At 42.1% G+C, this 24,899-nt stretch carries 27 protein-coding genes and 1 pseudogene; 1 reads left to right on the top strand and 27 read right to left on the bottom strand.

Translation table 11 applies throughout. The annotated features are described in order from the left end of the window. Positions 1–38 precede the first annotated feature (38 nt). The 24 genes from spo0A to CSV74_RS15010 all read right to left on the bottom strand — a co-directional run bounded on the left by spo0A (position 39) and on the right by CSV74_RS15010 (position 19,744). Positions 39–833 (bottom strand): sporulation transcription factor Spo0A, encoded by a 795-nt coding sequence (spo0A, locus tag CSV74_RS14900; RefSeq protein WP_099692276.1) that lies wholly within the window; start codon positions 831–833, stop codon positions 39–41. 223 nt (positions 834–1,056) lie between these two features. Next, positions 1,057–2,010 (bottom strand): SpoIVB peptidase S55 domain-containing protein, encoded by a 954-nt coding sequence (locus tag CSV74_RS14905; RefSeq protein ID WP_099692277.1) that lies wholly within the window; start codon positions 2,008–2,010, stop codon positions 1,057–1,059. A gap of 110 nt (positions 2,011–2,120) precedes the next feature. Continuing rightward, complete coding sequence (gene recN / locus CSV74_RS14910) at positions 2,121–3,821, bottom strand: DNA repair protein RecN (RefSeq protein WP_099692278.1); 1,701 nt, start codon at positions 3,819–3,821, stop codon at positions 2,121–2,123. A gap of 17 nt (positions 3,822–3,838) precedes the next feature. After that, positions 3,839–4,288: a transcriptional regulator AhrC/ArgR gene (gene ahrC / locus CSV74_RS14915; RefSeq protein ID WP_029054568.1), complete on the bottom strand. Its 450-nt coding sequence runs from the start codon at positions 4,286–4,288 to the stop codon at positions 3,839–3,841. 77 nt (positions 4,289–4,365) lie between these two features. After that, complete coding sequence (locus tag CSV74_RS14920) at positions 4,366–5,187, bottom strand: TlyA family RNA methyltransferase (RefSeq protein WP_099692279.1); 822 nt, start codon at positions 5,185–5,187, stop codon at positions 4,366–4,368. After that, positions 5,184–7,082 (bottom strand): 1-deoxy-D-xylulose-5-phosphate synthase, encoded by a 1,899-nt coding sequence (gene dxs / locus CSV74_RS14925; RefSeq protein WP_029054566.1) that lies wholly within the window; start codon positions 7,080–7,082, stop codon positions 5,184–5,186. The genes CSV74_RS14920 and dxs overlap by 4 nt, the downstream gene beginning before the upstream one ends. A gap of 141 nt (positions 7,083–7,223) precedes the next feature. Continuing rightward, complete coding sequence (locus tag CSV74_RS14930) at positions 7,224–8,108, bottom strand: polyprenyl synthetase family protein (protein WP_099692280.1); 885 nt, start codon at positions 8,106–8,108, stop codon at positions 7,224–7,226. Then, positions 8,101–8,343, bottom strand: a complete 243-nt coding sequence (locus CSV74_RS14935) for an exodeoxyribonuclease VII small subunit (protein ID WP_029054564.1) — start codon at positions 8,341–8,343, stop codon at positions 8,101–8,103. Before CSV74_RS14935 ends, CSV74_RS14930 begins: the two co-directional genes overlap by 8 nt. 2 nt (positions 8,344–8,345) lie before the next feature. Further along, a complete protein-coding gene (gene xseA, locus CSV74_RS14940; RefSeq protein WP_099692281.1) occupies positions 8,346–9,695 on the bottom strand; it encodes an exodeoxyribonuclease VII large subunit in 1,350 nt (449 codons plus the stop codon). A gap of 63 nt (positions 9,696–9,758) precedes the next feature. After that, positions 9,759–10,628: a bifunctional methylenetetrahydrofolate dehydrogenase/methenyltetrahydrofolate cyclohydrolase FolD gene (gene folD / locus CSV74_RS14945; protein WP_099692282.1), complete on the bottom strand. Its 870-nt coding sequence runs from the start codon at positions 10,626–10,628 to the stop codon at positions 9,759–9,761. A 78-nt stretch (positions 10,629–10,706) separates the two neighbouring features. Continuing rightward, on the bottom strand, positions 10,707–11,081 hold the full coding sequence (nusB, locus tag CSV74_RS14950) for a transcription antitermination factor NusB (protein ID WP_099692283.1): 375 nt from the start codon (positions 11,079–11,081) through the stop codon (positions 10,707–10,709). Positions 11,082–11,605: 524 nt separating this feature from the next. Next, positions 11,606–11,992, bottom strand: a complete 387-nt coding sequence (locus CSV74_RS14955) for an Asp23/Gls24 family envelope stress response protein (RefSeq protein WP_099692284.1) — start codon at positions 11,990–11,992, stop codon at positions 11,606–11,608. Between the two features lie 16 nt (positions 11,993–12,008). After that, a complete protein-coding gene (accC, locus tag CSV74_RS14960) occupies positions 12,009–13,355 on the bottom strand; it encodes an acetyl-CoA carboxylase biotin carboxylase subunit (RefSeq protein WP_029054559.1) in 1,347 nt (448 codons plus the stop codon). A gap of 13 nt (positions 13,356–13,368) precedes the next feature. Further along, positions 13,369–13,878, bottom strand: coding sequence for an acetyl-CoA carboxylase biotin carboxyl carrier protein (gene accB / locus CSV74_RS14965; protein ID WP_099692285.1), 510 nt, complete (start codon positions 13,876–13,878; stop codon positions 13,369–13,371). Between the two features lie 278 nt (positions 13,879–14,156). Next, positions 14,157–14,708: a SpoIIIAH-like family protein gene (locus tag CSV74_RS14970; RefSeq protein WP_099669246.1), complete on the bottom strand. Its 552-nt coding sequence runs from the start codon at positions 14,706–14,708 to the stop codon at positions 14,157–14,159. Beyond that, a complete protein-coding gene (locus CSV74_RS14975) occupies positions 14,695–15,117 on the bottom strand; it encodes a hypothetical protein (protein ID WP_029054556.1) in 423 nt (140 codons plus the stop codon). The genes CSV74_RS14970 and CSV74_RS14975 overlap by 14 nt, the downstream gene beginning before the upstream one ends. Before the next feature lie 64 nt (positions 15,118–15,181). Next, positions 15,182–15,349: a hypothetical protein gene (locus CSV74_RS16690; RefSeq protein ID WP_155979529.1), complete on the bottom strand. Its 168-nt coding sequence runs from the start codon at positions 15,347–15,349 to the stop codon at positions 15,182–15,184. A 9-nt stretch (positions 15,350–15,358) separates the two neighbouring features. Next, positions 15,359–16,258, bottom strand: a complete 900-nt coding sequence (locus tag CSV74_RS14980; protein WP_029054555.1) for a stage III sporulation protein AE — start codon at positions 16,256–16,258, stop codon at positions 15,359–15,361. Positions 16,259–16,293: 35 nt separating this feature from the next. Continuing rightward, positions 16,294–16,671: a stage III sporulation AC/AD family protein gene (locus CSV74_RS14985; RefSeq protein ID WP_083030713.1), complete on the bottom strand. Its 378-nt coding sequence runs from the start codon at positions 16,669–16,671 to the stop codon at positions 16,294–16,296. Then, positions 16,672–16,881 (bottom strand): hypothetical protein, encoded by a 210-nt coding sequence (locus CSV74_RS14990; RefSeq protein ID WP_029054553.1) that lies wholly within the window; start codon positions 16,879–16,881, stop codon positions 16,672–16,674. A gap of 284 nt (positions 16,882–17,165) precedes the next feature. Continuing rightward, a complete protein-coding gene (gene efp / locus CSV74_RS14995) occupies positions 17,166–17,723 on the bottom strand; it encodes an elongation factor P (protein WP_029054551.1) in 558 nt (185 codons plus the stop codon). Between the two features lie 24 nt (positions 17,724–17,747). Beyond that, entirely contained in the window at positions 17,748–18,809 is a 1,062-nt protein-coding gene (locus tag CSV74_RS15000; protein WP_304442379.1) for a M24 family metallopeptidase, read from the bottom strand. Then, a complete protein-coding gene (aroQ, locus tag CSV74_RS15005) occupies positions 18,803–19,249 on the bottom strand; it encodes a type II 3-dehydroquinate dehydratase (protein ID WP_099692287.1) in 447 nt (148 codons plus the stop codon). Before aroQ ends, CSV74_RS15000 begins: the two co-directional genes overlap by 7 nt. Positions 19,250–19,318: 69 nt before the next feature. Then, positions 19,319–19,744: a hypothetical protein gene (locus CSV74_RS15010; protein ID WP_099692288.1), complete on the bottom strand. Its 426-nt coding sequence runs from the start codon at positions 19,742–19,744 to the stop codon at positions 19,319–19,321. A 122-nt stretch (positions 19,745–19,866) separates the two neighbouring features. Between CSV74_RS15010 and CSV74_RS15015 the strand changes: the two genes are divergently transcribed. Further along, positions 19,867–20,856: a DUF1385 domain-containing protein gene (locus tag CSV74_RS15015; RefSeq protein ID WP_099692289.1), complete on the top strand. Its 990-nt coding sequence runs from the start codon at positions 19,867–19,869 to the stop codon at positions 20,854–20,856. A 116-nt stretch (positions 20,857–20,972) separates the two neighbouring features. Here CSV74_RS15015 and CSV74_RS15020 read toward each other — a convergent pair whose 3' ends face one another. From CSV74_RS15020 to CSV74_RS15030, 3 genes and pseudogenes are all read right to left on the bottom strand, one after another. Then, the gene (locus CSV74_RS15020; RefSeq protein ID WP_099692290.1) at positions 20,973–22,400 is read right to left on the bottom strand and encodes a carbon starvation CstA family protein; all 1,428 of its coding nucleotides are present in this window, start codon (positions 22,398–22,400) and stop codon (positions 20,973–20,975) included. A 237-nt stretch (positions 22,401–22,637) separates the two neighbouring features. Then, positions 22,638–23,756: pseudogene (locus tag CSV74_RS15025) on the bottom strand (vitamin B12-dependent ribonucleotide reductase); the annotation flags it as partial. Between the two features lie 58 nt (positions 23,757–23,814). Further along, positions 23,815–24,750, bottom strand: coding sequence for a restriction endonuclease (locus tag CSV74_RS15030; protein ID WP_099692292.1), 936 nt, complete (start codon positions 24,748–24,750; stop codon positions 23,815–23,817). Between the last annotated feature and the right edge of the window lie 149 nt (positions 24,751–24,899).

A 24,899-nucleotide genomic window follows, 5' to 3' on the forward strand; every position in this document is an offset into this window, starting at 1 on the left:
TGGTTTGTCGTAAACTCTCTATCCATTTATCACTTCAATCAGCTCACCATATGCTCCAAACGGATTTTATCCGCAATCATCGCAATAAATTCACTATTCGTCGGCTTACTCTTCAAATGATGCACTGTATAACCGAACGTTTTTGAAATTAAATCGTAATTTCCACGGTTCCACGCCACCTCAATCGCATGGCGAATTGCACGTTCCACACGGGATGGTGTCGTATTATACTTCTTTGCAATATCCGGGTACAGAATCTTCGTGACCGAACCGAGCAACTCCACATCACTATAGACCATCTGAATTCCTTCACGTAAAAACGCATAGCCTTTAATATGAGCAGGCACGCCGATTTCTTTGATCATTGACGTAATCGCTGTATCGAGTACTTTCTGAGTAACGACACCTGTCTGCTGTGTGGACTCCTGTACGACAAACGAAGGCGTTGTATTTTTTGGTTTTCCTGCAGCTTTAAAAATTTGTCCGATCAAGCGGTCGAATTCAAACGGCTTCAACATAAAGTACGAAGCACCAAGATTTGCGGCTTGTGACATGACGTTTTCCTGTCCGAAAGCCGTCAACATCATGATTTGCATATCCCCCATTTTATTCGTTTCATTCAGCGTCTCTAATACCCCAATCCCGTCAAGATGCGGCATAATAATATCCAACAATAAAATATCCGGACGCTCTTCTTCTAGCATCGTCAAGCATACTTGCCCATTATTCGCTGTCCAAATTACTTCTATTTCGTCGTGCTTTTCAAAATAAGACATCATCGTTTTCACAAGTTCTTTATTATCGTCAGCAATTGCTACCTTCACATTTTCCATAACCCATTCCCCCTGATATAATATCGACGATCCACTTCTTTTTCCCGCTGTTTCTCTCCTATTATCGTAAGTCATCTATTTGCCAAATTCTACATTTACTTATTTTTTTATGTAAAATGATACTTCCGAACGATGCTTTCTACCTATTTCGACTTTTTTCCCTTTTCTTTGTATCGAACACCTATACTAAAAAGCAACCTGTGCTTTCGCACAGGTTGCTCTTTCACTTCTCATTCGTTCTCATCGTTTCCACGAAAAGCGCAGCCCCTTTTTCGGGCTCGTCCACGAACATATGCGTAATAGCACCGACAAACTTACCATTTTGGATCACAGGACTCCCGCTCATGCCTTGTAAGATCCCGCCCGTCTTACTCAACAGTTTCTGGTCCGTTAATAGGATGTGGAATTGTTCTTCTTCTATCTTCGTAATTTGGATGGTGAATTTCTCTACAGTAGAACCTTCTACCGTGGTGTAAATTTCTGCAGGTCCGATCGTCAATTCAAACGGTTGCATAATTTCAAGAGGTTCAGCCAACACTTTATTATAGGAATTCTTCCAATGACCAAATATTCCATACACATTATTGATTTGAATATTCCCAAGAAATTTATTCTGATCAATAATGGAGGAAATTTTATAACCTGGAATTCCTGGAGAGCTCTTCTTGATTTGGCTGATTTCAGATAAATAAATAGCTCCTTTTTCAAAAGATGGAGCAGACTGCAACGTACTATCAATGATCTGGTGCCCTAGTGCACCATACGTGCCGCTTTCTGGGTCGACATATGTCAATGTCCCGGTACCTTCCGTTCTATCCTTTAGGAAGGGCGTGACGCGCTTAATGAGCGACCCATCTGCTTGAATAGTTTCGTGCTTCCCATTACGCAAAATGTCGAGCATCATCGTAGCGCTGTCTTTTTGCAAGGCACGTTCGAAATGAACAAGTTGCTTTGTTTCCGTACCGTTCAACTGGCGAATTATATCCCCTTTTTTTAGCCATTCCTGCTGATCCACCTTGACGTCAGTTGTCACATAAATACCACTTAAATCCATTTGAATACCGATGGAGTCACCCATCGGAATGAGTGTTTCTTCTTTTGCTAATGAAATTCCAGGCACAAGGCAGAGCATCAGGACAAGCGCTAAAAGCGTTTTAAAAGATTTATTCCATCCCATGTTTCACCTCCTCAACGAAAGATACCTTTGGTATGTCCTTTCGAGGAGAAAGTATGAAAGGGTAAAATAAACAGTGCCAATTCCCATGGAAAACGTTGTGAATTCATACTTTATTTACGGAATTCCTGCTTACGTTGATCAGCTAGAAGCAAAAGTTCTTCGGCATGCTGAAGCGTCAACGTAGTAATTTCTGCACCGGAAAGCATGCGAGATAATTCTTCCGTACGTTCTGTTTTCATAACATCATGAATCGCGGTAGTTGTTCGTCCATCATGCACTTCTTTTTTAATAAGATAATGATGATCTGCCATTGCAGCCACTTGCGGTAAATGCGAAATACATAACACTTGTGAATGACTGGAGATCATGGATATCTTTTCCGCAATGGACTGTGCTACGCGTCCACTGACTCCGGTATCCACTTCATCGAAAATAATCGATGTAACACCTTGATGTTGAGAGAAAATCGTTTTCAACGCCAGCATCATTCGAGATAATTCGCCACCAGACGCCACTCGTACCAACGGCTTAAGCGGTTCACCCAAGTTTGTGGAAATCATAAATACGACTTCATCAAATCCATTGGCATCAAATTGTCGAGGTTGCTTTTGGTGAATTTGTACTTTGAATGTGGCCTTTTCCATATATAACTGCTTTAACTGCTTTTCAATCCCTTTTTCGAGAGACAGTGCCGCTTTTTTACGGATAATCGATAATTCATTCGCTTCTATTTCAAGATCTTCTACGTATTGTGCCAATAATTCTTGGTTTTGATGCAATCTTTCGTCACGATTGACAAGTTGATCGAGTGCATCAGCAATTTTATCGCGATAAATTAAAATATCTTCAAGCGATTTTCCGTATTTTCGTTTCAATGTCAAAAATAACGCTAACCGATCTTCGACAAATTCCAATCGATCTGGCTGGAATTCCATACCATCGATCATCCTTTTTAAATCATGCGAAACATCTTGAAGCGCATAAAAGGAAGAATTCACTGTTTCAGACATCGTTTTCAGCTCTTCATCAATCGAAGCAGCTTCTTCGAGATCGCTCATCGAATTGCCAACCCAATCGAGTCCATGCGACTCTAGAGACAATGCTTCATATGAAGTATTCAAGCGATCAAATAACCGATTAAAATGTTGAAGCTTTACAAGTTCAGACTCCAATTCTTCTTCTTCACCGACCTTCAAATTCGCTGCATCGATTTCTTCCAATTGGAATTTGTATAAATCAATTTTCTGCGCAATTTGCTGTTCATCTTGAGTTTTAGCCGCAATGAGTTGCTGGAGTTTTTTATATTTATCATATAACTCGGTATACGTCGACATCGCACGTTCAATCGGCTCACCTATAAAGAAATCTAGCAAATGAATATGACGCTTTTCGTTCATTAACTCCTGATTTTCGTGCTGACCATGGATATCGATTAGCAAGGCGCCAATCTCACGCAATATAGCAATTGTTACAAGTTTACCATTGACGCGGCAAACAGATTTCCCGCTGGCACTTATATCCCTGCGTAAAATCACAATGCCTTCTTCCGTATCAATACCAAATTCCGTCAACTTCTGCGTTACACTTTCAATATTTTTGTCGATTGTGAAAAGTCCTTGAAGCTCAGCTTTCTTCGCACCATGGCGAATGAATTCCTGTGAACCACGGCCGCCAGCGAGGAGCTGGACAGCATCAATAATAATTGACTTTCCAGCACCCGTTTCACCGGTCAGCACCGTTAGACCGTCGTCAAATGCGATTTCAAGTTGTTCAATAATAGCAAAGTTTTTAATCGAAAGTTCGCTTAACAAAGAAATCCTCACCTCGCTTATAGCATGGATAATATTTTATCTTTTACATATTCTGTCTGAGATTCTTCACGACAAATGATCAAACATGTATCGTCGCCACAAATCGTTCCGAGCATTTCATCCCAGTCTAAGTTGTCCACAAGCGATCCAACTGCCTGCGCATTACCGGGAAGCGTTTTCAACATAATAAAATGACTTGCACTGTCAATTCCCACAAACGCATCTTCCAACATACGCTTCAATTTCTCTTCCGTATTATAGCGATGGATAGGAGGTAGACTGTATTTATAATTGCCTGAAGGTGAAGGTACTTTGATCAAGTGCATTTCTTTAATATCACGCGAAACCGTTGCCTGCGTGACATCCGCACCGGCAGCTTTCAGACTCTCGACCAACTGATCCTGTGTTTCTATTTCATGGTTCGTAATAATTTCTCGAATACGTAGATGGCGTTGTCCTTTATTCAAATTTATTCACTCCGATTCTGTTGAGTCCCTAAACAAAATTATACTAATCATCTAAAAAACGCGCAACTCATTGCGCGTTATGTTAAATCATTATGTGCCTGTTTCACTAATTGCTTGAAATCTTCCGTTGTAAAATCAGCCACCGCTTCGTCCTCGGCTACTAAATAATACAAGAACTCAATATTGCCTTCTCCACCTGTAACTGGCGAATACGTAGCATTTTTAACGGAAAACCCTTCCGCCACTGCCATCGCAGCGATTTTTTCCAACACTTCAAGATGTATCGCTGGATCACGGACAATACCTTTTTTACCTACTTTATCTTTACCTGCTTCAAATTGAGGCTTCACTAGCGCCACCACTTGCCCACCTGGTACGATGATGTTCTTTAGTGCCGGTAAAATCAACGATAACGAAATGAATGAGACGTCAATTGTAGCGACTTCGGGTAATCCTTCCGTAAATAAATCAACGGTCGCATGACGAAAATTTTGTCGCTCCATCACTGTCACTTGTTCGTGCTGACGGATTTTCCAAGCGAGTTGATTATAGCCTACATCCAGTGCGTAACAATGTTTCGCACCATTTTGCAGTGCGCAATCCGTAAAGCCGCCTGTTGAAGCTCCAATATCAAGAACGATCTTTTCTTTCACAGAAATAGGAAAAGACAGTAACGCCTTTTCCAGTTTCAAGCCACCACGACTTACATATTTAATCGCAGGACCTTTTACAGTCAATGGGGCATCCACTGCAATTTTTTCCCCTGCTTTTTCTATTCTTGCCGTATCAGAGTAAACGAGCCCCGCCATGATGGATCGCTTAGCTTGTTCACGGGATTCTGTTAATCCGCGCTCTACTAGCAACAAATCCACTCTCTCTTTTTTCATAGATGTACTCATACTCTCGCTCTTTCTGCTGCTTGCTGAATAGCCGCTGCGGTAACTTCTGCTACGTGATCCGGTGTCATATGGATTTCAACGAGTAGTTTGTCGACACTACCGTGTTCAATGTAATCATCTGGAATACCGATTCTTTCGAAAATCGTACCCGTATGACCTACTTGTTCTGCATATTCCATCACGCCACTGCCGAATCCACCTGCAAGCACAGCTTCTTCAATTGTAATGATTGGTTTCCCTTTAGAAAATAGCTCATCCAATAAATTCGTGTCCATCGGCTTAATGAAACGCGCGTTGACAATCGCGACATTTTTGCCTTGTGATTTTAATTGTTCAGCAGCGGAGAACGCCATAGGAATCGTTGGGCCGAACGTCAAGATGGTTGCATCTTCACCTTCTTGCAATACTTCCCATGTGCCGATTGGAATTGTATGAAGCTCCTCATCCATTGGTACACCATATCCATTTCCACGTGGGAAACGAAGTGCAATCGGACCTTCATCATAATCAATAGCTGTCTTCACCATGTGTTGTCCTTCATTCTCATCTTTCGGCATCATAATGACCAAGTTCGGCAAATGACGCAAGAACGCAATGTCAAACACACCATGATGCGTTTCTCCATCGGCTCCTACAAGTCCCGAGCGGTCAATACCGATAAAGACATTAAGTTTCTGACGCGTAATGTCATGTAACATTTGATCGTATGCACGCTGCAAGAATGTCGAATAAATCGCAAGGAATGGTTTCATCCCAGTTGCTGCAAGTCCCGCAGCCATAGTCGTCGCATGTTGTTCCGCAATTCCTACATCAAAGAAACGATCTGGGAATTCTGCTGCGAATGATTCGAGTTTTGATCCTACCGGCATAGCAGGCGTAATCGCGACAATACGTCGGTCATTTCTCGCAAGCTTGCGTACCGTTTCAGAAACTAAAGCACTCCAAGCAGGGCCTTTCACAGGAGATTTCACAAAATCTCCAGTTTCAATCTTATAAGGACCTGTACCATGCCATGTACCAATTTTATCTAACTCGGCAGGGCTATAGCCTTTACCTTTTTTCGTAATTACATGAAGTAATACCGGCCCTTCCATTTTTTTTGCGTATTGCAGCGAACGCTCCAACTCTACAAAGTCATGGCCGTCAATCGGACCTAAATATGTGAACCCAAGCTCCTCAAAGAAGACGCCGTTCACTACCAAATATTTCAAACTGTCTTTCACACGTTCTGCAGCCGTCGCGACTCTACCGCCGACTGCTGGAATTTTACGTAGAAGGAATTCTAGTTCATCTTTCACATTATTGTACTTTCCAGCCGTCCGTAATTTCCCAAGAATCGAGTGCAATGCACCAACATTCGGGGCAATAGACATTTCATTGTCATTTAGAATGACTGTAATATTCGTCTTTTCGTGTCCGATATGGTTCAATGCTTCGAGTGCCATACCGCCCGTCAACGCACCATCGCCAATGATCGGAATGACAAAACTTTTTTCCTTTTTAATATCTCGTGCAACAGCCATTCCCATAGCCGCTGACAAAGATGTTGAACTATGGCCGGTTTCCCATACATCGTGTATGCTCTCTGCCATCTTCGGAAATCCGCTCAATCCTTTATATTTTCTAAGAGTATCGAACTCGCCGGCTCGGCCTGTAAGAATTTTATGGACATATGACTGATGCCCTACATCCCATAAAAATTTATCGGTTGGACTGTCGAAGAATTTATGCAAAGCAATCGTCAATTCGACAACACCCAGATTCGGTCCGATATGCCCGCCAGTAACCGATAAATTTTCAATTAGAAAATGACGTATATCTGCCGCCAGTGACTCTAACTGTTCTTTATCGAGCTCTTTTATAAAAGATGGATTGGTAATCTTTGTTAGATCCATCATGATCACACACCTTCATCAAGTAAGTAGGTCTTTCTATTTGTACGTCGCACTTTTTCTTGTTTATTAGACAAAGTAGTTGCTGTTTGTTTTCTACATTATAACAGTAACAACGTGCGACACAAATATAACGGTTCCAAATTACATATTTCGCTCAATAATGTAATCTGCTAACAATTGCAACATAGACTCCCCTAAGCCGATGGACTGTAACGCATGGATTGCTTCTTCATGACGTGCTTGTAATTGCTCTCGAGCCCCGTCTAATCCAAGCAATGAAGGATACGTTGACTTTTCGCTTGAAGTATCACTATTTGCTGGTTTGCCGAGCTGCTCAGTAGTTGCTGTCACATCCAAAATGTCATCTTGGATTTGGAACGCCAACCCAATGTTGTGAGAGAATCGGCGAAGTTGCTCGCGCTGTTCATCCGAAGCCTCTGCTAGCACAGCACCCGCTTCAATACAGTATGAGAGTAGCGCGCCCGTTTTATGAATATGAACTTCTTCCAATTCTGCTAAAGGCAATAATTTCTGTTCGCCTTTCATATCGAGGACCTGGCCTTTGACCATCCCTTGTGCGCCCGACGCTCTCGCCAGTAATCCGACGAGTTCAATCGCTGCTGCCGGTGGTGTTTCTTGAAGATCTGCGAGCGCTTGGAATGCCATTGCCTGCATTGCATCTCCTGAAAGCGTCGCCACATCTTCACCGTACACTTTATGATTAGTAGGTTTCCCTCTTCTAAAATCATCGTCATCCATGCACGGTAGATCGTCGTGGATCAATGAATATGTATGTATCAATTCAACAGAAGACGCGACTTTTAACGCATCAGCCGAATCCTTTTTCATATCAAATAAAACGGCCAAAACCAATAACGGACGAATCCGTTTGCCGCCCGCTTCTACGGAATACATCATGGATTCGTGCAAAACGTCTGGAATATCAGACTTCGCTAGTTGGTTTTTCAGTTCACGTTCAATTTCAGGAATCATATCATCAACAAACGCCTGTAACTTTTCATTCATTCGGCTCACCTGCTGTCGGATCAAATGAGGATTCGTTACCCTCTTGATCAATCATGCGAATCAATTGTTTTTCTGCGTTCTGTAATTTTTTCTGACAGTAGGCTGAGAGCTCCATCCCTTGTTTATACAATGTGATCGTATCATCCAAAGGCGCTTCTCCAGCCTCCAACTTCTGTACAATTTCTTCTAACTGGTGCATTGCCTGCTCGAATTGCATATTTTTATCTTCTGCCATCCTTACTCGACCTCCTTTGGAATGATTCCTTCTACTAAAGTGGTAATAGACCCATCTGCTAATTGAAGCGTCACTCGATCTCCGTTGGCTACATCTTTTATGGATTTAATCACTTCATCATCTTTATAACCGATTGAAAAGCCTCTTTCCATTACTTGTAACGGATTCAAGGCTTGCATCATGCGCATCAGCGAAACAAAATGTTGCTGACGTTGTTTAATGGTGTGCTCTGCAGCACGATGTAAACGCATTTCCAGTTGTTTCGTCTGTTGTTGTTCCAGCTGAATGCGTCGAATTGGTGTGTAGTACTGAAAACCAGCATATACACGATCGAAGTTCATCCGTTTCCCTTGAATGACTGCCTCACTGCCGCGTTGCAATCGATCTTCGAGGTTGTCAAGCTTCTCAATAAACGGTCGATATAATCGTTCCGGATATTGTAGCGGATAGGCAGCTTGAGCCGTTTCTAAACGCTTGTTCAACTGTTTAATCAAGGTCTGTACCGCTAGATAGATCGAACGCTGCTGATTTTTCAAGTGTTGGAATAATTGAAGCTGATCCGGCACGGCCATTTCTGCTGCTGCAGTCGGCGTCGGCGCACGTAAATCCGCCACAAAATCCGCGATCGTCGTATCGGTTTCATGACCAACTGCACTGATAATCGGAATCCGACTTGAGAAGATAGCACGGGCTACGTCTTCTTCATTGAATGCCCACAAATCTTCAATGGAACCCCCGCCTCGACCAACAATCAATACATCGACATTTGCCATTTCATTCGCTTGTTCAATCGCTTTTACAATTGAAGGAACTGCCGTGCGTCCTTGCACGAGAGCCGGGAACAAATGCATCTCCGCCATTGGAAAGCGCCGGTTAATTGTGGAGTACATATCACGCAGCGCGGCACCCGATTCAGCTGTAATGAGACCGATTCGTTGTGGTACTTGCGGAATAGATTGCTTAAATCTTTCTTCAAACAATCCTTCTTGCTGAAGCTTCTTTTTCAACTGTTCAAAAGCTAGATACAGCGCCCCTATACCGTCCGGCTCCATTGTTTGTACGTAGAGCTGGTAGGATCCTGCCGTTTCAAACACGGTCACATCACCTGTAATCAGTACATTCATACCGTTTTCAGGTTTAAATTGAAGTGTATTGGAACGGGAGCGGAACATGGCCGCCTGAATTCTCGTCTTATCGTCTTTCAAAGTAAAATAAATATGTCCGGACGGATGCAGCTTAACGTTCGACAGTTCTCCTTTTACATAAACATTTCGTAAATGTGGATCTGCGTCAAATTTACGTTTGACATATTTCGTTAGCGCTTGAACGGTTAAAAAAGTTTGATTGGACATGTTTCCGTCACCTGCCCTTTTATGTATAGAGAGGCGCTCATGAAGAGCGTCTCTCGTTTAGAATCACTTATTTTGCATACGTGCCTTTAATTTATTCTCCGCACTTTCGACAGTATTTTTCAATAGCATCGTAATCGTCATTGGACCTACTCCACCTGGTACAGGTGTAATAGCACTAGCCTGCTTCTCAGCTGATTCATAATCAACATCTCCACATAGCTTACCATTTTCGTCACGGTTCATACCGACATCAATAACCACTGCGTCTTCTTTTATGTAGTCACCCGTAATGAATTTAGCTATACCAATTGCAACGATTAAAATATCTGCTTGTTGCGTGAATTTCTTCAAATCTTCCGTACGGGAATGACAATACGTCACCGTTGCATCTTTTTGTAATAAAAGTTGGCCCATCGGTTTCCCTACGATATTACTTCTACCGATAATCACCGCGTGCTTGCCTGCAATATCTACATTGGAACGCTCAAGTAACTGCATAATACCGTATGGTGTACATGGCAAGAATGTTTCTTGACCGATCAACATTTTCCCTACATTCATCGGATGGAATCCATCGACATCTTTTTCAGGGCTGATCGCGCGGATCACTTTGTTTTCATCAATATGTTTCGGTAATGGCAATTGCACCAAAATACCATCGATCGTATCATCTAGGTTGAGTTTCTCCACTTCAGCTAGAAGATCTTCTTCTGATACTGTTTCCGGCAATTTAGTAAGCACAGATTTCATACCTGCTTCCTTGCTGGATTTCTCTTTGTTTTTCACATACGTTTCAGATGCTGAGTTTTCCCCAACTAAAATAACAGCCAGTCCAGGTTGAACCCCTTGTGCGACTAAAGAAGCTACTTCTTCTTTTAATTCATTCCGGATTTCCTGTCCTATTGCTTTTCCATCAATCTTTTTACTAGACATGATTTTCCCACCAAACTTTTTTTATTTGTAATGAAAGTTGATCGAGCTCAAGCTTGCTACTAGTAGTGACGATTTCGGTTATTGGAATTTAGAAAGTACCCCATTAACAAAACGGCCTGACTTCTCGTCACCAAACGTCTTGCATAGCTCAATCGCTTCGTTCATGATGACCCGATTCGGAACTTCTTCGTTATAAAGGAGTTCATAGACAGCCAATCGTAATACTGTTCTTTCGATTTTTGGCAATCTATCGATGGTCCAGTTTTCCAATTTATTTGTGATTTCACTGTCGACTTCTGTCAGGTGTTCCGCTGTGCCTCGCACTAGTTGTTCGTAAAATGAATCCAGTGGTGTTTCCACGATATAACCCATCGCTTCGTCCACGTTCATCTCACTATTGTCCAGCTGAAACAGTGTTTGAATTGCTTTTTCACGTGCTTCTCGTCGTTTCATAATTGTTATCTCCTCTACCGCTCATCTTCAAAACCTAATGATAGCACAAAACGCAGGAAAAGAACTAGTGGAATCAAGCGATTTTATGTCATCAGTTTACATTTTCGATCAAGATGTTCATAAATACTTGAGTAGTTGATAGCTGGTGAGGATGGATGCACCGTTGAATGATGTTCCTCGCTGACACTTTCCGATACGACTTAGCACTGTTGATCAACTTTTATTGCAGTTTGAAGTGCTTGTCGTAGATAACTGCTTAGAACTGAAGTAGGTTGCGCTCATACATTCGTCTAAGCGCTCATAGTCCATGCGCTCCCGCTCTATAGTCACCGCTAACCGCTCAATCAATGTCCGCAACCGCTCATAACTTTACGCGAATGGCTCTACCACCGCTTGTAACCGCTCAATGCCCGCCCCACCTCTAATGGTCCTAACGTATTTCTCGAAGTTCCCTAACAAAAAAACCGAAAACAAACCTACTAAAAGGTTTGTCTTCGGTTATACGCTCATTCAATAAGACCCGCTCAGTCTTCGAAATGAATGCCCGTTATGTGAACATTCACTTCATGCGTTTGAAGCGAAGTCATATTCAAAATCGCTTGGCGAATTTCGTTTTGAATCTTCGCCGCAATCGTAGGGATGGAATGGCCATACTCGATAATGCAATACACATCGATTTTTAGTCCTTCGTCTGCCCATTCGGTTTTCACACCTTTTCCGTACATCACTTTTCCCAACTTCTCCGCAACACCTGAAGCGAAATTCCCTTGGGTAGCAATCACTCCGTTTACTTCTGACGTGGCGATGCCAATGATGACTTCGAGTACTTCAGGTGCGAGTTGGACTCGTCCGAGTGCAGCATCTCCAGACGGTGTCATTCCGACAAACGATGCATTTGTTTTATCAGCCATTACACTTCACCTCCAATTATTTCATGACATCGTACTTTTCTAAGAACTTTGTATCAAAATCACCAGACTGGAATATTTCGTCGTCCATTAAGTTCGCGTGGAAAGGAATCGTTGTATGGACGCCTTCCACTACGAACTCATCCAATGCACGTTTCATCCGAGCGACCGCTTGCTCACGCGTATCCGCATGAACGATCAGCTTTGCGACCATTGAGTCGTAAAACGGTGGAATCGTATAGCCTGGGTACACTGCTGAGTCAACACGTACGCCAAAGCCGCCTGGAGGCAGATACATTGTCACTTTACCGGGTGATGGCATGAAATTCTTTTCCGGATTTTCTGCGTTGATCCGGCATTCAATAGACCAGCCATTGAATTGAATATCTTCTTGTTTAAACGCTAATTCTTCGCCTGCTGCTACTTTTAGCTGTTGTTGAATCAAATCGATCCCTGTGATCATTTCTGTTACAGGATGTTCCACTTGAATTCGTGTATTCATTTCCATGAAGTAGAACTTTTGATTAATATGATCAAAAATGAATTCTACAGTACCTGCACCACGATAATTACAAGCTTTAGCCGCTTTAACAGCCGCTTCACCCATTTCCGAGCGTAGTTCAGGACTCAACGCAGGAGATGGAGCTTCCTCGACAAGTTTTTGCATACGGCGTTGGATAGAACAATCACGCTCACCTAAATGAATCGCGTTGCCATACTTGTCCGCAAGCACTTGTACTTCTACGTGACGGAATACTTCGATATATTTCTCAATATAGACGCCTGGGTTACCGAATGCCGCAGCCGCTTCTTTTTGAGTGATTTTAACGCCTTTAACTAACTCGTCTTCATCACGCGCTACACGAATCCCTTTACCACCACCACCAGCTGTTGCTTTGATGATCACGGGGAATCCAAGTTCTTTTGCAATTTCAAGTGCATGGTCTGCGTCATCTACAATGCCGTCAGAACCAGGAACGATCGGAACTCCTGCAGACGCCATTGTATTACGCGCAACGTCTTTGGTACCCATTTTGGAAATGGCCGCTGCAGTTGGCCCGATGAATTCGATATTTACTTCTTCACAAAGTTCTGCGAAGCTCGCGTTCTCTGCAAGGAAACCATAACCAGGATGGATCCCGTCACAGTCAGTTGCTTTTGCAGCACTGATGACGTTTGAGAAGTTCAGATAACTGTCAGTCGATAGACGTGGTCCGATGCAAACTGCTTCGTCTGCTAGTTGAACGTGTAGGGCCTCTGCATCTGCTTCAGAATAGACAGCTACAGTTTTAATACCCATTTCTTTACACGCACGAATAATTCGTACGGCAATTTCTCCACGATTTGCAATTAATACTTTTTTCATTAGATACTCCCCCTTAGTTTTCTCTAACAAGGAATAAAGGCTGTCCGTATTCCACAAGTTGACCGTCTTGTACTAAGATTTCAACGATTTCACCATTCACTTCTGATTCAATTTCATTGAATAGTTTCATTGCTTCTACGATACAAACGATGGATTCAGCTGTCACTTTATCACCTTTTTTAACGTATGCTTCTGCGTCCGGTGATGAAGCCTTATAATATGTTCCAACCATAGGGGAAGTAATTTTGTGTAGTGTTTCGTCAGTCACCACTTCAGCTGCTGGAGCTTCTGGTACCGCTGTTGGAGCTGGAGCTGCTACCGCCGCAGGTGCTACTGGAGCTGGCGCTTGAACTGGAGTCGGTGCTGCTTGTGGTGTTTGTGGTGTTTCTGTAACCGTTGTCACGGCCTGTCCGTCATTTTTCTCTAGTTTAATCTTGCCACCATCTGATTCCAATGAGAACTTCTGGATGGATGATTGATCGATCAGCTTAATAATTTCTCTGATTTCTTGAATTTTCAACATATCTGATTCTCCTAACTAATTTTTCTTGCTACCATATTCTATGATAGTCGTTTTACAGTAAATATGGAATAGCAAAGACACAAATTATTCTATTATTCTTGAAAGATACTGTTTGTTTGCAAATTTTGTGACAATTTATTCAAAAAAACGCCAATGTGTTACCCTCAAGTATTATCAAGTTTACCCATTAGCGTAAAATATGAATGAAATCCTATAACTATTCCTACGTTTAATTTTTCTACGTAAAAAAAGGAAGCCACATGGACTTCCTTTTATCGTTATTCTTTTGTTTCTGCAAAATCTACTTTGACAGTTTGCGCGCCTTCCCAACTCGACATGACATACTGTGTTATTTCATCCGCCATTTTCGGTGAGTGGCTTTCATTCGATAATACAGTGACGTTGACACGATCGCCATCTCCACGTACAAACACCTCAGGATAACCAAGTGCTGCGATTTGCATCTCCATCAACGCTTCTGTGGAACTTACTTTTCGTAAATCAGCAATTTCATTAAAAATTTCATTTTTCTCTTCAGCGGAGAAATCAGAAGAAGTCATTTTTTCTGTCAACTGTTGCACCGTCTCACTGCGTTCGTTACGCACTTCCATACGCATATCCTGGAAAATATACGATTCAGCAAAGACCGGCTTCACTTCCTCCGACTTGCCTTCCTTTTCGAGTAGATTCGTTGCGTCCTTTGTTTCTTTCGTGAAGATCGCAATTCCGTCAAACGGCATCGGTGCTTCCTTCTTCACGTAGTAGATTGAAATCACTGCGACTAGACTGAGTAATGTTAAAAACCAAACTGTTCGTTTATTGGCTTTCATGTTGATTCCCCCTTTTCTTCATTTCCACGATGACGATACGATGTTCAGGCAATTGTAGGACGTTAGCTAAGAGTTGTGAAAGTCCGTTTCGCACAGCCGGATCCTCTGCTCCTTCCGCTACGACGAGCAACCCCTGCAAAGGTGATTGGCTCTTCCCAGCGGATGAAGCGGAGAAATAATTGGCTAATGGGCTCTCTTCTTCCTTTTCATCGTAATGAAAATAAACCTTCACATTTCCTAGCCCTTCCATTTGTTCAAGTGTTTCTTCAAGTGTTGACAACATGCGCTTCTCTTCTTTTTTCTGTTTCTCCCCTCCTACATTCGCCGTACTGGTGATGTATAAAATGCTAAACACCATAACCATCAAACCGATCATGATCAATCGGGGTTTCCCTGTGGGCTTTTCCATAGTTCCATCACCATCTCAACGTGAATTGACTAAAACGAATTCTACATTTGCATAATATGTAGCGTCACAGTAACTTATGACTCGCGAATTGTAGAATATATTGCAAAATCCATATGCCAATCGCTACTTTACACAAAGGAATAAACAGTCTTTCCATCTCATAGCTCGCTAGCAATTGAATAATTAGAGCAAGGACTACCAAATTTGCCAGTCCCAATAAAAATACTTCCATACACTCGCCTCATTTCCCGAACGTCATGAGTTTAATGAACGTCACAATGAAAATCGTCGTATAGATGAAAGCGAATGTCAGCAAAAACGAAATGGCACATAACACAAACAACGTACGGCCAATATCGTCCAGTAACCCGCATACTTCCTTTTGCGAAAACGGTTCGATGATTGCCGCCGTCCACCTGAATAAAAAGGCAATACATAGAATCCTAACCGCCGGCAATAGCGCAACCGTCCAGATGGATACGAGCAGCCAAATACTCATATAAGCCGTGGCACCGGAAGAATAACGGCCGATCGATCCAAGTGTATCGGTCAACAATGAACCAATGACAGGAATATTATTCTTAATCAGCTCTTTTAACGGTTCATTCAAAGCTCCGTTCATCGTCCAAGACAACGCACCACCCGCTGTAATGAAAATGGAATACGCTGCAACCATGGCAGAAACAAACGCAAGCAATGACGTACGCAATAAATCCGCCATTCTCGTGAAAGCAATTTCCGGCACCAACCGCGTAAAGATGTCGAACAATAGCGCCGTCAATAGCACTGGCAACAGGAACTTATCTGCAAAAACGACAGCCCCTTGCGCAAATAACAACATAGCGGGTTGGAAATTCAAGACGCCAAACGTTGCACCGGATGCCAAAATCATCGCCGCAATTAACGGGTACATACCAAGGAATAAAGAAGCAATCGTATGTGTGATGACTTGGATCTGTTCGAAACTTTCCCTAGCCGGTTCAATTAACAACACTAAAATGAGGATAAGCAACAGAAACCTCGTCCACTTTTGAAACGCTGGAAGAAAGAAATCGACAAGAGAAGCAATGAGCAACATAATGAGCAACAAGAAAAATGGTCCGATGATACCCGCAATACTTTCCTGCAGAAAATTCAGCATAGATGCCTCGTCCATTCATTAATGTTAGGATTCGTTCACCAGGGAATGAACGCGTGAATCGTCTCGATCAATTGCGTGATATACGGCAGCCACAATGTCATAATGACTACTTTCATGCTGGTCTGAAACAGCTGCCCGTATGCCCCGTACCCCTCGTCTTTCATTTGAAGCGACAGAACCTCCGCTACATAATACAGACCTGCACTCACCACTAGCAGTGTGGCATAAGGCGACGGTAACTTATCCGTCAACGCTAACAATGTCGACCCGAAAGGTACAAGGACCGTGAACAGTACGTACACCGTGACCAGTAAGAATAGTGCGGTATACAGAATAGGATGCAGGGCAGGTGCAGCAAATGAAAGCAAAAGTAGCAAGAGATACACGACAAATAATTGAAAGAGAATTGCCATTTACATCGCCATGGATAGCCAGCTAAAGAATTCCGTGATCTCTGTGAAGAATATTCTGAGGAACATCAGCAACTCGATCGAGATGTACAGGTATGCTAAGAAAAATAGGAAAAATGAGAACTCCTTCTTGCCTGTTTGCTCGAAGAACACGTGAAGTACCCCTATCACCAATCCGACGCCGGCGATGCGCAATAAATCATTCAGTTCCATCCCGCTACGCCTCCTCCATAGTCCACTCTATGAAGCTTGGGTCGGAGATATGCAAAAATGTAAAAGTATAGAAGACATTGTGGATTGAAAGAGCTAGGGAGGAGTTGGTGTGGGGATTTCAAGGGCAAAGATGTGCTTCCAAGGAAAGCATTCCCAACTGGCGCTTCAACCCCCTCGTACTCTCCACTAACTTACTTTGTCTAAAGAATGTGCTTTTGACCTTAAACTTAATTCCACGCAAAAAAAGATGCCCCATTTCTGGGACACCCTTGATACGTATTTCATTATGCGCGGGAAACGTATTCCGCTTCTTCTGTGTTGATGATCAACATGTCACCTTGGTTAACAAAGAATGGCACCTGTACGACAACGCCAGTTTCCATCTTAGCTGGCTTAGAACCGCCACTAGCTGTGTCGCCTTTAATCCCAGGCTCTGTTTCAGCCACTTCAAGCGTAACTGTTACAGGCAATTCAACGCCCAGTACTTCTTCTTTATACGTGATAACATGCACTTCCATGTTCTCTTTCAAGAACTTCAGTTCATATTCAAGTTGCTTTTCAGATAGTTCGATCTGCTCGTATGATTCGTTATCCATAAATACGTGCATATCTCCGTCAGCATATAAATACTGCATTTTACGGTTGTCAATTTGTGCTTTCTCTACTTTTTCTCCCGCACGGAATGTCTTTTCATTGACGTTTCCTGAGCGAAGATTACGCAGTTTCGAACGAACGAATGCTGCACCTTTACCTGGTTTTACGTGTTGGAAATCCATAACACGCCAAATGTCACCATCAACTTCGATTGTTAGTCCTGTACGAAATTCGTTTACTGAAATCATTCGTATTCCTCCAATTTTAAGCGATTATAAAATAAGCAGTTCTTTAGTAGACTTTGTCAAACGTTCATTACCTGTTTCTGTGATCAGTATATCATCTTCAATACGCACGCCGCCTATACCAGGAAGATAGATTCCCGGTTCCACTGTTACTGCCATATTCGGTTCTAGCACTGTTTTAGAGCGGAACGATAAGGCTGGAGCTTCGTGAACTTCCATGCCGATCCCATGACCTGTTGAATGACCAAATGCTTCACCATAGCCTTTAGACTTGATATAGTCGCGTGTAATTGCGTCGGCTTCGATTCCTGTCATGCCAGGCTTGATCTGTTCTACACCCAGTTCTTGGGCGCGTAATGTGACTTCATAAATTTCACGAAGTTTAGCAGAAGGCTCACCGATCGCAACTGTTCTCGTAATATCAGAGATATACCCATTATAGAGGGCTCCGTAATCCATTGTAACTAAATCACCAGTCTCAATCACTTTATCAGATGCTACCCCATGTGGTAAAGCCCCTCTTTCACCAGAAGCGACAATTATGTCAAATGAAGAGGAAGTCGCGCCTTGTTTTCGCATGAAAAATTCCAATTCATTGGCGATTTCTAACTCCGTTTTACCCGCTTGAATGACCGAACAAATATAGACGAATGCCGCGTCTGCGATTGCTGCCGCTTGCTTTAATACTGTGATTTCTTCCGGTGTTTTGATTAAACGTAGCTTTTCTATTAAACCAGCGACAGGCACTAGTTTTGCTTTTACATGTTCATTATACACTTCAAACTGGCTGTAGCTAAGATCTTCTTTTTCAAAGCCAAGTGTCTCGATCTTCATTTCTTTCACTTGATTCGCAACTTCCTGAATCATCGTGCCTGTGTGCTGGACAATACGATAACCAGACAGTTGGTCATTGGCCTGCCCCATGTAACGGAAGTCGGTAATGAACACTGCATCTTCTTGCGAAACAATCGCAGCCCCTGCAGATCCCGTGAAGTTCGTCATATAGCGACGATTGTAAGGATTTGTGATGACTAATGCATCGAGTTGCTGTTCTTTCAATAATTTTCTTAAATTCTCTATTTTCAAGATCGTCTCTCCTCTCGTTGTAACAAAAACGCTTGGAAGGCGAGATCGTAGCCCGCTGTTCCAAAACCACAAAGCTGTCCTGCCGCTACAGGCGCAATGACTGACGTGTGTCGGAACTCTTCGCGAGTATGTATGTTTGAGATATGGACTTCAATTACCGGAACGGAAATAGAAGCGATCGCGTCACGAAGCGCAATGCTGTAATGTGTAAATGCGCCCGGATTAAAGATGATCCCGTCAATTTCCCGATCGCCTGCATCGTGAATGTAGTTGATAAGCTCGCCTTCTATATTGGATTGAAAGCATGAGAGCGTGATGTCCGATTCATTTGCCATACGCTGAATTCGGCCTTCTATATCCGCAAGTGTCTCCGCACCGTAAATATCCGGTTCTCTTTTGCCTAGCCGGTTTAAGTTTGGACCATTTAAGAGCAACAGTTCCATTTAATCCCCTCCCACTCATTTTTCTTCCTATTCTAGCACAATGAGATAGCAGGACATACTAATACTGTTCTAGCCGAACGTTTTTTTCATGTAGACAGACGTACCAATGACAAAACGGAAGATCATCGCGAACAGACAAGCAAATGGTATCGATATTTTTTTAATGAATTGTGTCATCGTCAAATCCGCTTTAACGTGGATCATCCATTCAATGAATATAATCACAATGATTGTGACGATCAGTGAAGATAGAGTCGGTGGTACCTTAAACGTCAAACGCGCAATAAAGTACAGGATAAAGAATAGCAAAAAGCAGATCACCCCTAACAGCACCCACTTGAGCCAACCAGGAAACGTCGTAAACATATGAAGCTTTTTCGTCCAGCCGATCGGCGACCATTTTATAAATTTAAAAACCTGTAGGAATTTCAGTGAAATGATAGATAGTACTGCAGCCATAATAGCTGTCCAGACATGCGTTGTAGTAATTTTCATAACCATACCTCCCATTCCAGTGTCGGGTTATTTACACATTTTTAAACATCTCAATGGTGCAACTTCACTTTTTTTAGTACAATGGGAATATCGTTTCTTACGACAGAAAGCGTGGGTATGTTATGAGCCAACAGAAAACTCCTCCAGCATACGGAGGTCAAGCACTTATAGAAGGTGTAATGTTCGGTGGAAAGAAAGATACGGTGACAGCAATTCGTCGGAAAGATGATACGATCGAGTACTACCACGTACCGAGAGAATCACATCCTGTACGCACTAAATTAAAAAAGATTCCTTTAATTCGCGGCATCGTCGCATTAATTGAATCTGCCGGTAATGGTTCAAAGCATTTAACGTTTGCGAGCGATCGCTACGACGTGATGCCTGGTGAAGAAGAGGAACATGCTAAAGAAGAAGAGACGTCGAAACTCGTAATGATTCTTGGAGTGGCGGCTGTCGGAGTGCTATCATTTATTTTTGGTAAGTTCGTCTTTACACTCGTTCCTGTTTTCTTAGCAGAGTTATTCCAATCCGTAGCACCTAGCAAAACGGCACAAATTATGATCGAAAGCTTCTTTAAACTGTTCTTGTTGCTAACGTATATTGGATTAATTTCTATGACACCATTGATCAAACGTGTTTTCCAATATCACGGTGCAGAGCATAAAGTCATCAATAACTACGAAAGTAATATGGAAATGACAGTAGAAAACGTACAGTCACAATCTCGATTGCATTATCGCTGTGGTAGTAGTTTCATTTTGTTTACGGTAATTGTTGGAATGTTCATCTACTTCTTAGTTCCAACCGATCCACTTTGGTTGCGCGTCCTCAATCGAATTTTATTGATTCCTGTAGTGCTCGGCGTGTCATTTGAAGTATTACAATTGACGAATGCAGTGCGCAACGTACCGGTACTTCGTTATCTAGGGTACCCTGGACTTTGGTTGCAATTACTAACAACAAAAGAGCCTGACGACAAACAGGTAGAAGTTGCGATTGCTTCTTTCGAAAAATTATTGGAAGTGGAAGAACACGGAGTAGGTGTGTTGAATCCTAAAATCGCGATAGATACAGAAGAAACGAATGACCCGAAACCCCTTCTTTCATAAAATTAACAAAGAGCCTCGAATGTATTTTTGTACATGCTCGTGGCTCTTACTTTTCTACAAACGTTTATAATTGAGTAAAAAGGGCCCTTAGCGTATTCGCTAAAGGCCCTTTCTTTTTATTGTTCGCTTACAATAACCGGGACTTGTTTCGATTGAATAACTTTCAGTACGTAAAACACACCGAGCGCACCTGATACTACGATTCCAGTGCCTACCGATACAGCGTAGTCAAGATGCAGACCTTCAGGAGCATACATCCAATACGTCACGACGACTGCGGTCATGAACATCGCAGGAACTCCTGCAATCCAATGCGCCCGTCGTTCCCTTATTAAGAAAGACGTTGCGGTCCAGAGCATAACGGCCGCTACTAATTGATTTGTTCCACCAACATAACGCCACAAGAACGAATAATCGATCGTCGATAGATAGAACATAGGTACACCTAACAGCAACGTCGTAGCAAGAATTACCCATTTTTTATTAGGATTCAACCACTTAGATGTCGCTTCAGTGAAAATCATCCGAGCTGAACGAAGGGCTGTATCACCCGTTGTAATCGGCAAAATAATAACACCTAAAATAGCTAACATCCCACCAAACGACCCAAGCAATGTGCTCGAGATTTCATTCACCGCACCTGCTGGACCACCGGCAGCTAGTGCACCTTGCAATCCCGCTGTGCCACCAAAGAATGTCATACCAGCTGCAGCCCAAACCATCGCGATGACGCCTTCCGCGATCATTGCGCCATAAAATACTTTACGGCCTTCCGACTCTTTCTTCATCGTTCTGGAAACAATCGGACTTTGCGTACAGTGGAAACCAGAGATCGCTCCACAAGAAATCGTCACCATTAGCAATGGCCAAATCGGCAATTCTCCAGGATGTAAGTTCTGCAAAGTTAAATTCGGAATTTTTTCAGGGCCAAATAACAAAGCACCACCAATTCCAACTGCCATAACAATCAAAACCACTCCGAACACTGGATATAAACGACCTATAATTTTATTGATCGGCAAAATGGCTGCCAATACGAAGTAACCAAAGATAATGAGAAGAGACACTATAAATGATAGCGGTGTAATGGATGAAATAAGTTGTGCCGGCCCCGCAGTAAAGGCAGCCGCCACAAGAACCATTAACACAATTGAAATTACATTGATGAAACGTCTAGCGATATCGCCTAAATACTCTCCTACAATTTTAGGAAATTGTGCACCACCGTGTTTCAGTGATAACATTCCAGAAAAGTAATCATGGACAGCTCCTGCAAAAATACTTCCGAACACAATCCAAATGAATGCGACAGGTCCATATAAAGCACCTGCGATTGCTCCGAATATCGGACCTAACCCTGCGATGTTCAGTAGTTGGATCAACCAGCCTTTCCACCAGCTCATCGGCACGTAATCCATCCCATCAGCCTGTGTATAGGCGGGAGTTTTTCTTGCATCATCAATCACAAATACCTTTTCGACTACTTTCGAATACGTTAGGTAACCTATAATTAGCAAGACGATAGATGATAAAAATGTTAGCATAAAATCCCTTCTTTCTCGTCTCTTAATGTATTTGTCTGATTGATTACTAATAAATCAAACAATTTTTAATTTAGTATATAATAGTTTGAAAATTATATCAACATAGATTTTTTAAAATAATTCTACTTATTATGAGTACATTAAATTTCAAGCGAAAGAAGTTGCAAACTTTTACTTTTCTATACATAAAAAGCCCGAATGCATATATAAGCATTCGGGACATTTCCTACTATTTAATTATAATCCACACTTCAATTGCGCTTGGCAATTCGTACATGTGTTACATCCACCTATTTCTTCCACTGTACCTTGTCGGCAAACCGGGCATGTGTCGCCCACTTCTGAACCGATCGTGACGTTTGTAGAACGCAATGCTTGAATAGTATTGACGAGCACGACTTTCGGCTGTTCTGTCACTTCGACTACTTCTTCTGTATCCGGAATATTATCTTCCGCTTTCAGAGTCAGAACTTGTGCATCACGGCTACCGTCGACGTATACTGTACCGCCTTTTGCTCCGCCTTTATACAATCTCTCATACACACTCTCAACTTGTTTCACTGTATAGCCACGTGGCGCGTTAACCGTTTTAGAGATAGAGCTGTCGATCCAGCGCTGAATGATGCATTGTACATCCGCATGCGCTTCTGGTGCTAGTTCCATTGAAGAAATAAACCATTCAGGCAAGTTGTTCGGATCTGCATCTGGATTAGCCTGCAAATACTCTTCTACAATCGCTGCTTTTACTTCAATGAATTTACCCAGACGTCCACTACGGTAGTATGTGAATGAGAAGTAAGGCTCTAACCCTGTACTAACTCCTACCATAGTCCCAGTGGATCCAGTCGGCGCCACTGTCAACAAATGCGAGTTACGAATTCCATGTTCCACAATTGCTTGGCGGATATCTTCCGGCATGCGCTTCATAAAGCCAGAATTAATGAAAGCATGGCGTAATGCTTTCGTTTCTTCATCCGTTTTACCAATTAGGAACGGGAAGCTTCCTTTTTCTTTCGCCAATTCAATCGATTCGCGGTAAGCCGTTGTCGCAATCGCTTCAAATACTTCATCCACTAATTGATTTCCTTCAGGCGAGCCATATTCTTTTTCACAGTAGATGTGAAGATCTGCAAGTCCCATAACACCTAGACCTACACGGCGTTCGCCAAGAGCTTGTACTTTATTTTCTTCAAGGAAGTACGGTGTAGCATCAATGACGTTATCTTGCATACGTACACCAGTCCGTACCGTCTCTCTCAACTTTTCAAAATTAACCGTCTTCGTATTTTTGTCTGCCATCTCCGCAAGATTGACAGCAGCTAAATTACAGACAGAATAGGGTGCAAGTGGTTGTTCCAGTTGTTATCCTAAAGGCTTTTTATCCTCTAGTTCTTACAGTTGTCTTCCTGTAAGTTCAGCATACATTTTCACTGCATAACTTTTTCATAAACCTTAGCAATTCTTTTCTTCCTTTATCTTCACCGAAAACAGCCTTTGAGATAACCCTCATATCTTTAACACCAAATCGAGAATAAATCTCGTCGGTTAGGGGTTTAATAGTCGAATTTATTTTATTAAAAGGCGTTAATAGCACAATTTCACTATTTTCATTAGTCCAATGAATTATATATTGCTTAATATTCCGATGTACAGTAGTTCTACTTTCAACATAAGCATCAGTTGCTATGCGAATAGCCGATTGACCTGAGCAGTGTTGACAACAAAAACTTTGCTTAGAAGTAACCATAACAATAAATTCATCGTAACATAGAGCGCAGTATCTCTTTTCGCGTTCAGTTTTAATTTTCCCTTTTTGAGATAAACCAGATTTACGTAATCCTTCAATCATCTTTTTCTTAGCAGGAGTATCTCCATTCCAAAGGTTCTTGGTATGTTCTCCTATCCTCTTTTTTGTTTCCTCAGTATGTTTTAATCCAAAATGAGCATTCAAACTACCCGAAACGCCTTTATGGATTGAAGTATTATCTGAGTTAATCCAATGTTCGATGACTGAATTCAAAGATACTGGCATATCCTCATACATTTTTAGTAACTCTTTATAAGAAAATAATTCTGTCGTTACTTGATACTGAACCTCAATATAATTCAATTTTTCCTTTGCCAATTCAATCTCTTTTTTATTTCGAGATTTAATTTCAACTATCTTCTCTAGTTTTCCATTTTTATCATAAAAGAAAAAATCTGGTTTATAAATCTTTCCATTCACTTCAAACGTCTGAGTTTCGAAGCTCCAAGAGATATTAAATTGATCAAGATAGACAGCATAGGCATACTCATAAGAGCTTCTTAAATAAAAACCTTTATAAAAACCTGCATATCCTCTGTTCAATTTTAATATCACCCTTTTTGAAAAGTAATCACACAGTGTTGCGGTCTCGTGCCTGGATTATAGTCTGATTAATATCAATCAGGATCACCAGGTATGCGTTGCCCCTGACTAAAAATTTACTTCTAGCCTTCGGTTCGGATTGGCATCTC

This window comes from Sporosarcina sp. P19 (assembly GCF_002743165.1).
GTDB classification, from domain to species: domain Bacteria; phylum Bacillota; class Bacilli; order Bacillales_A; family Planococcaceae; genus Sporosarcina; species Sporosarcina ureae.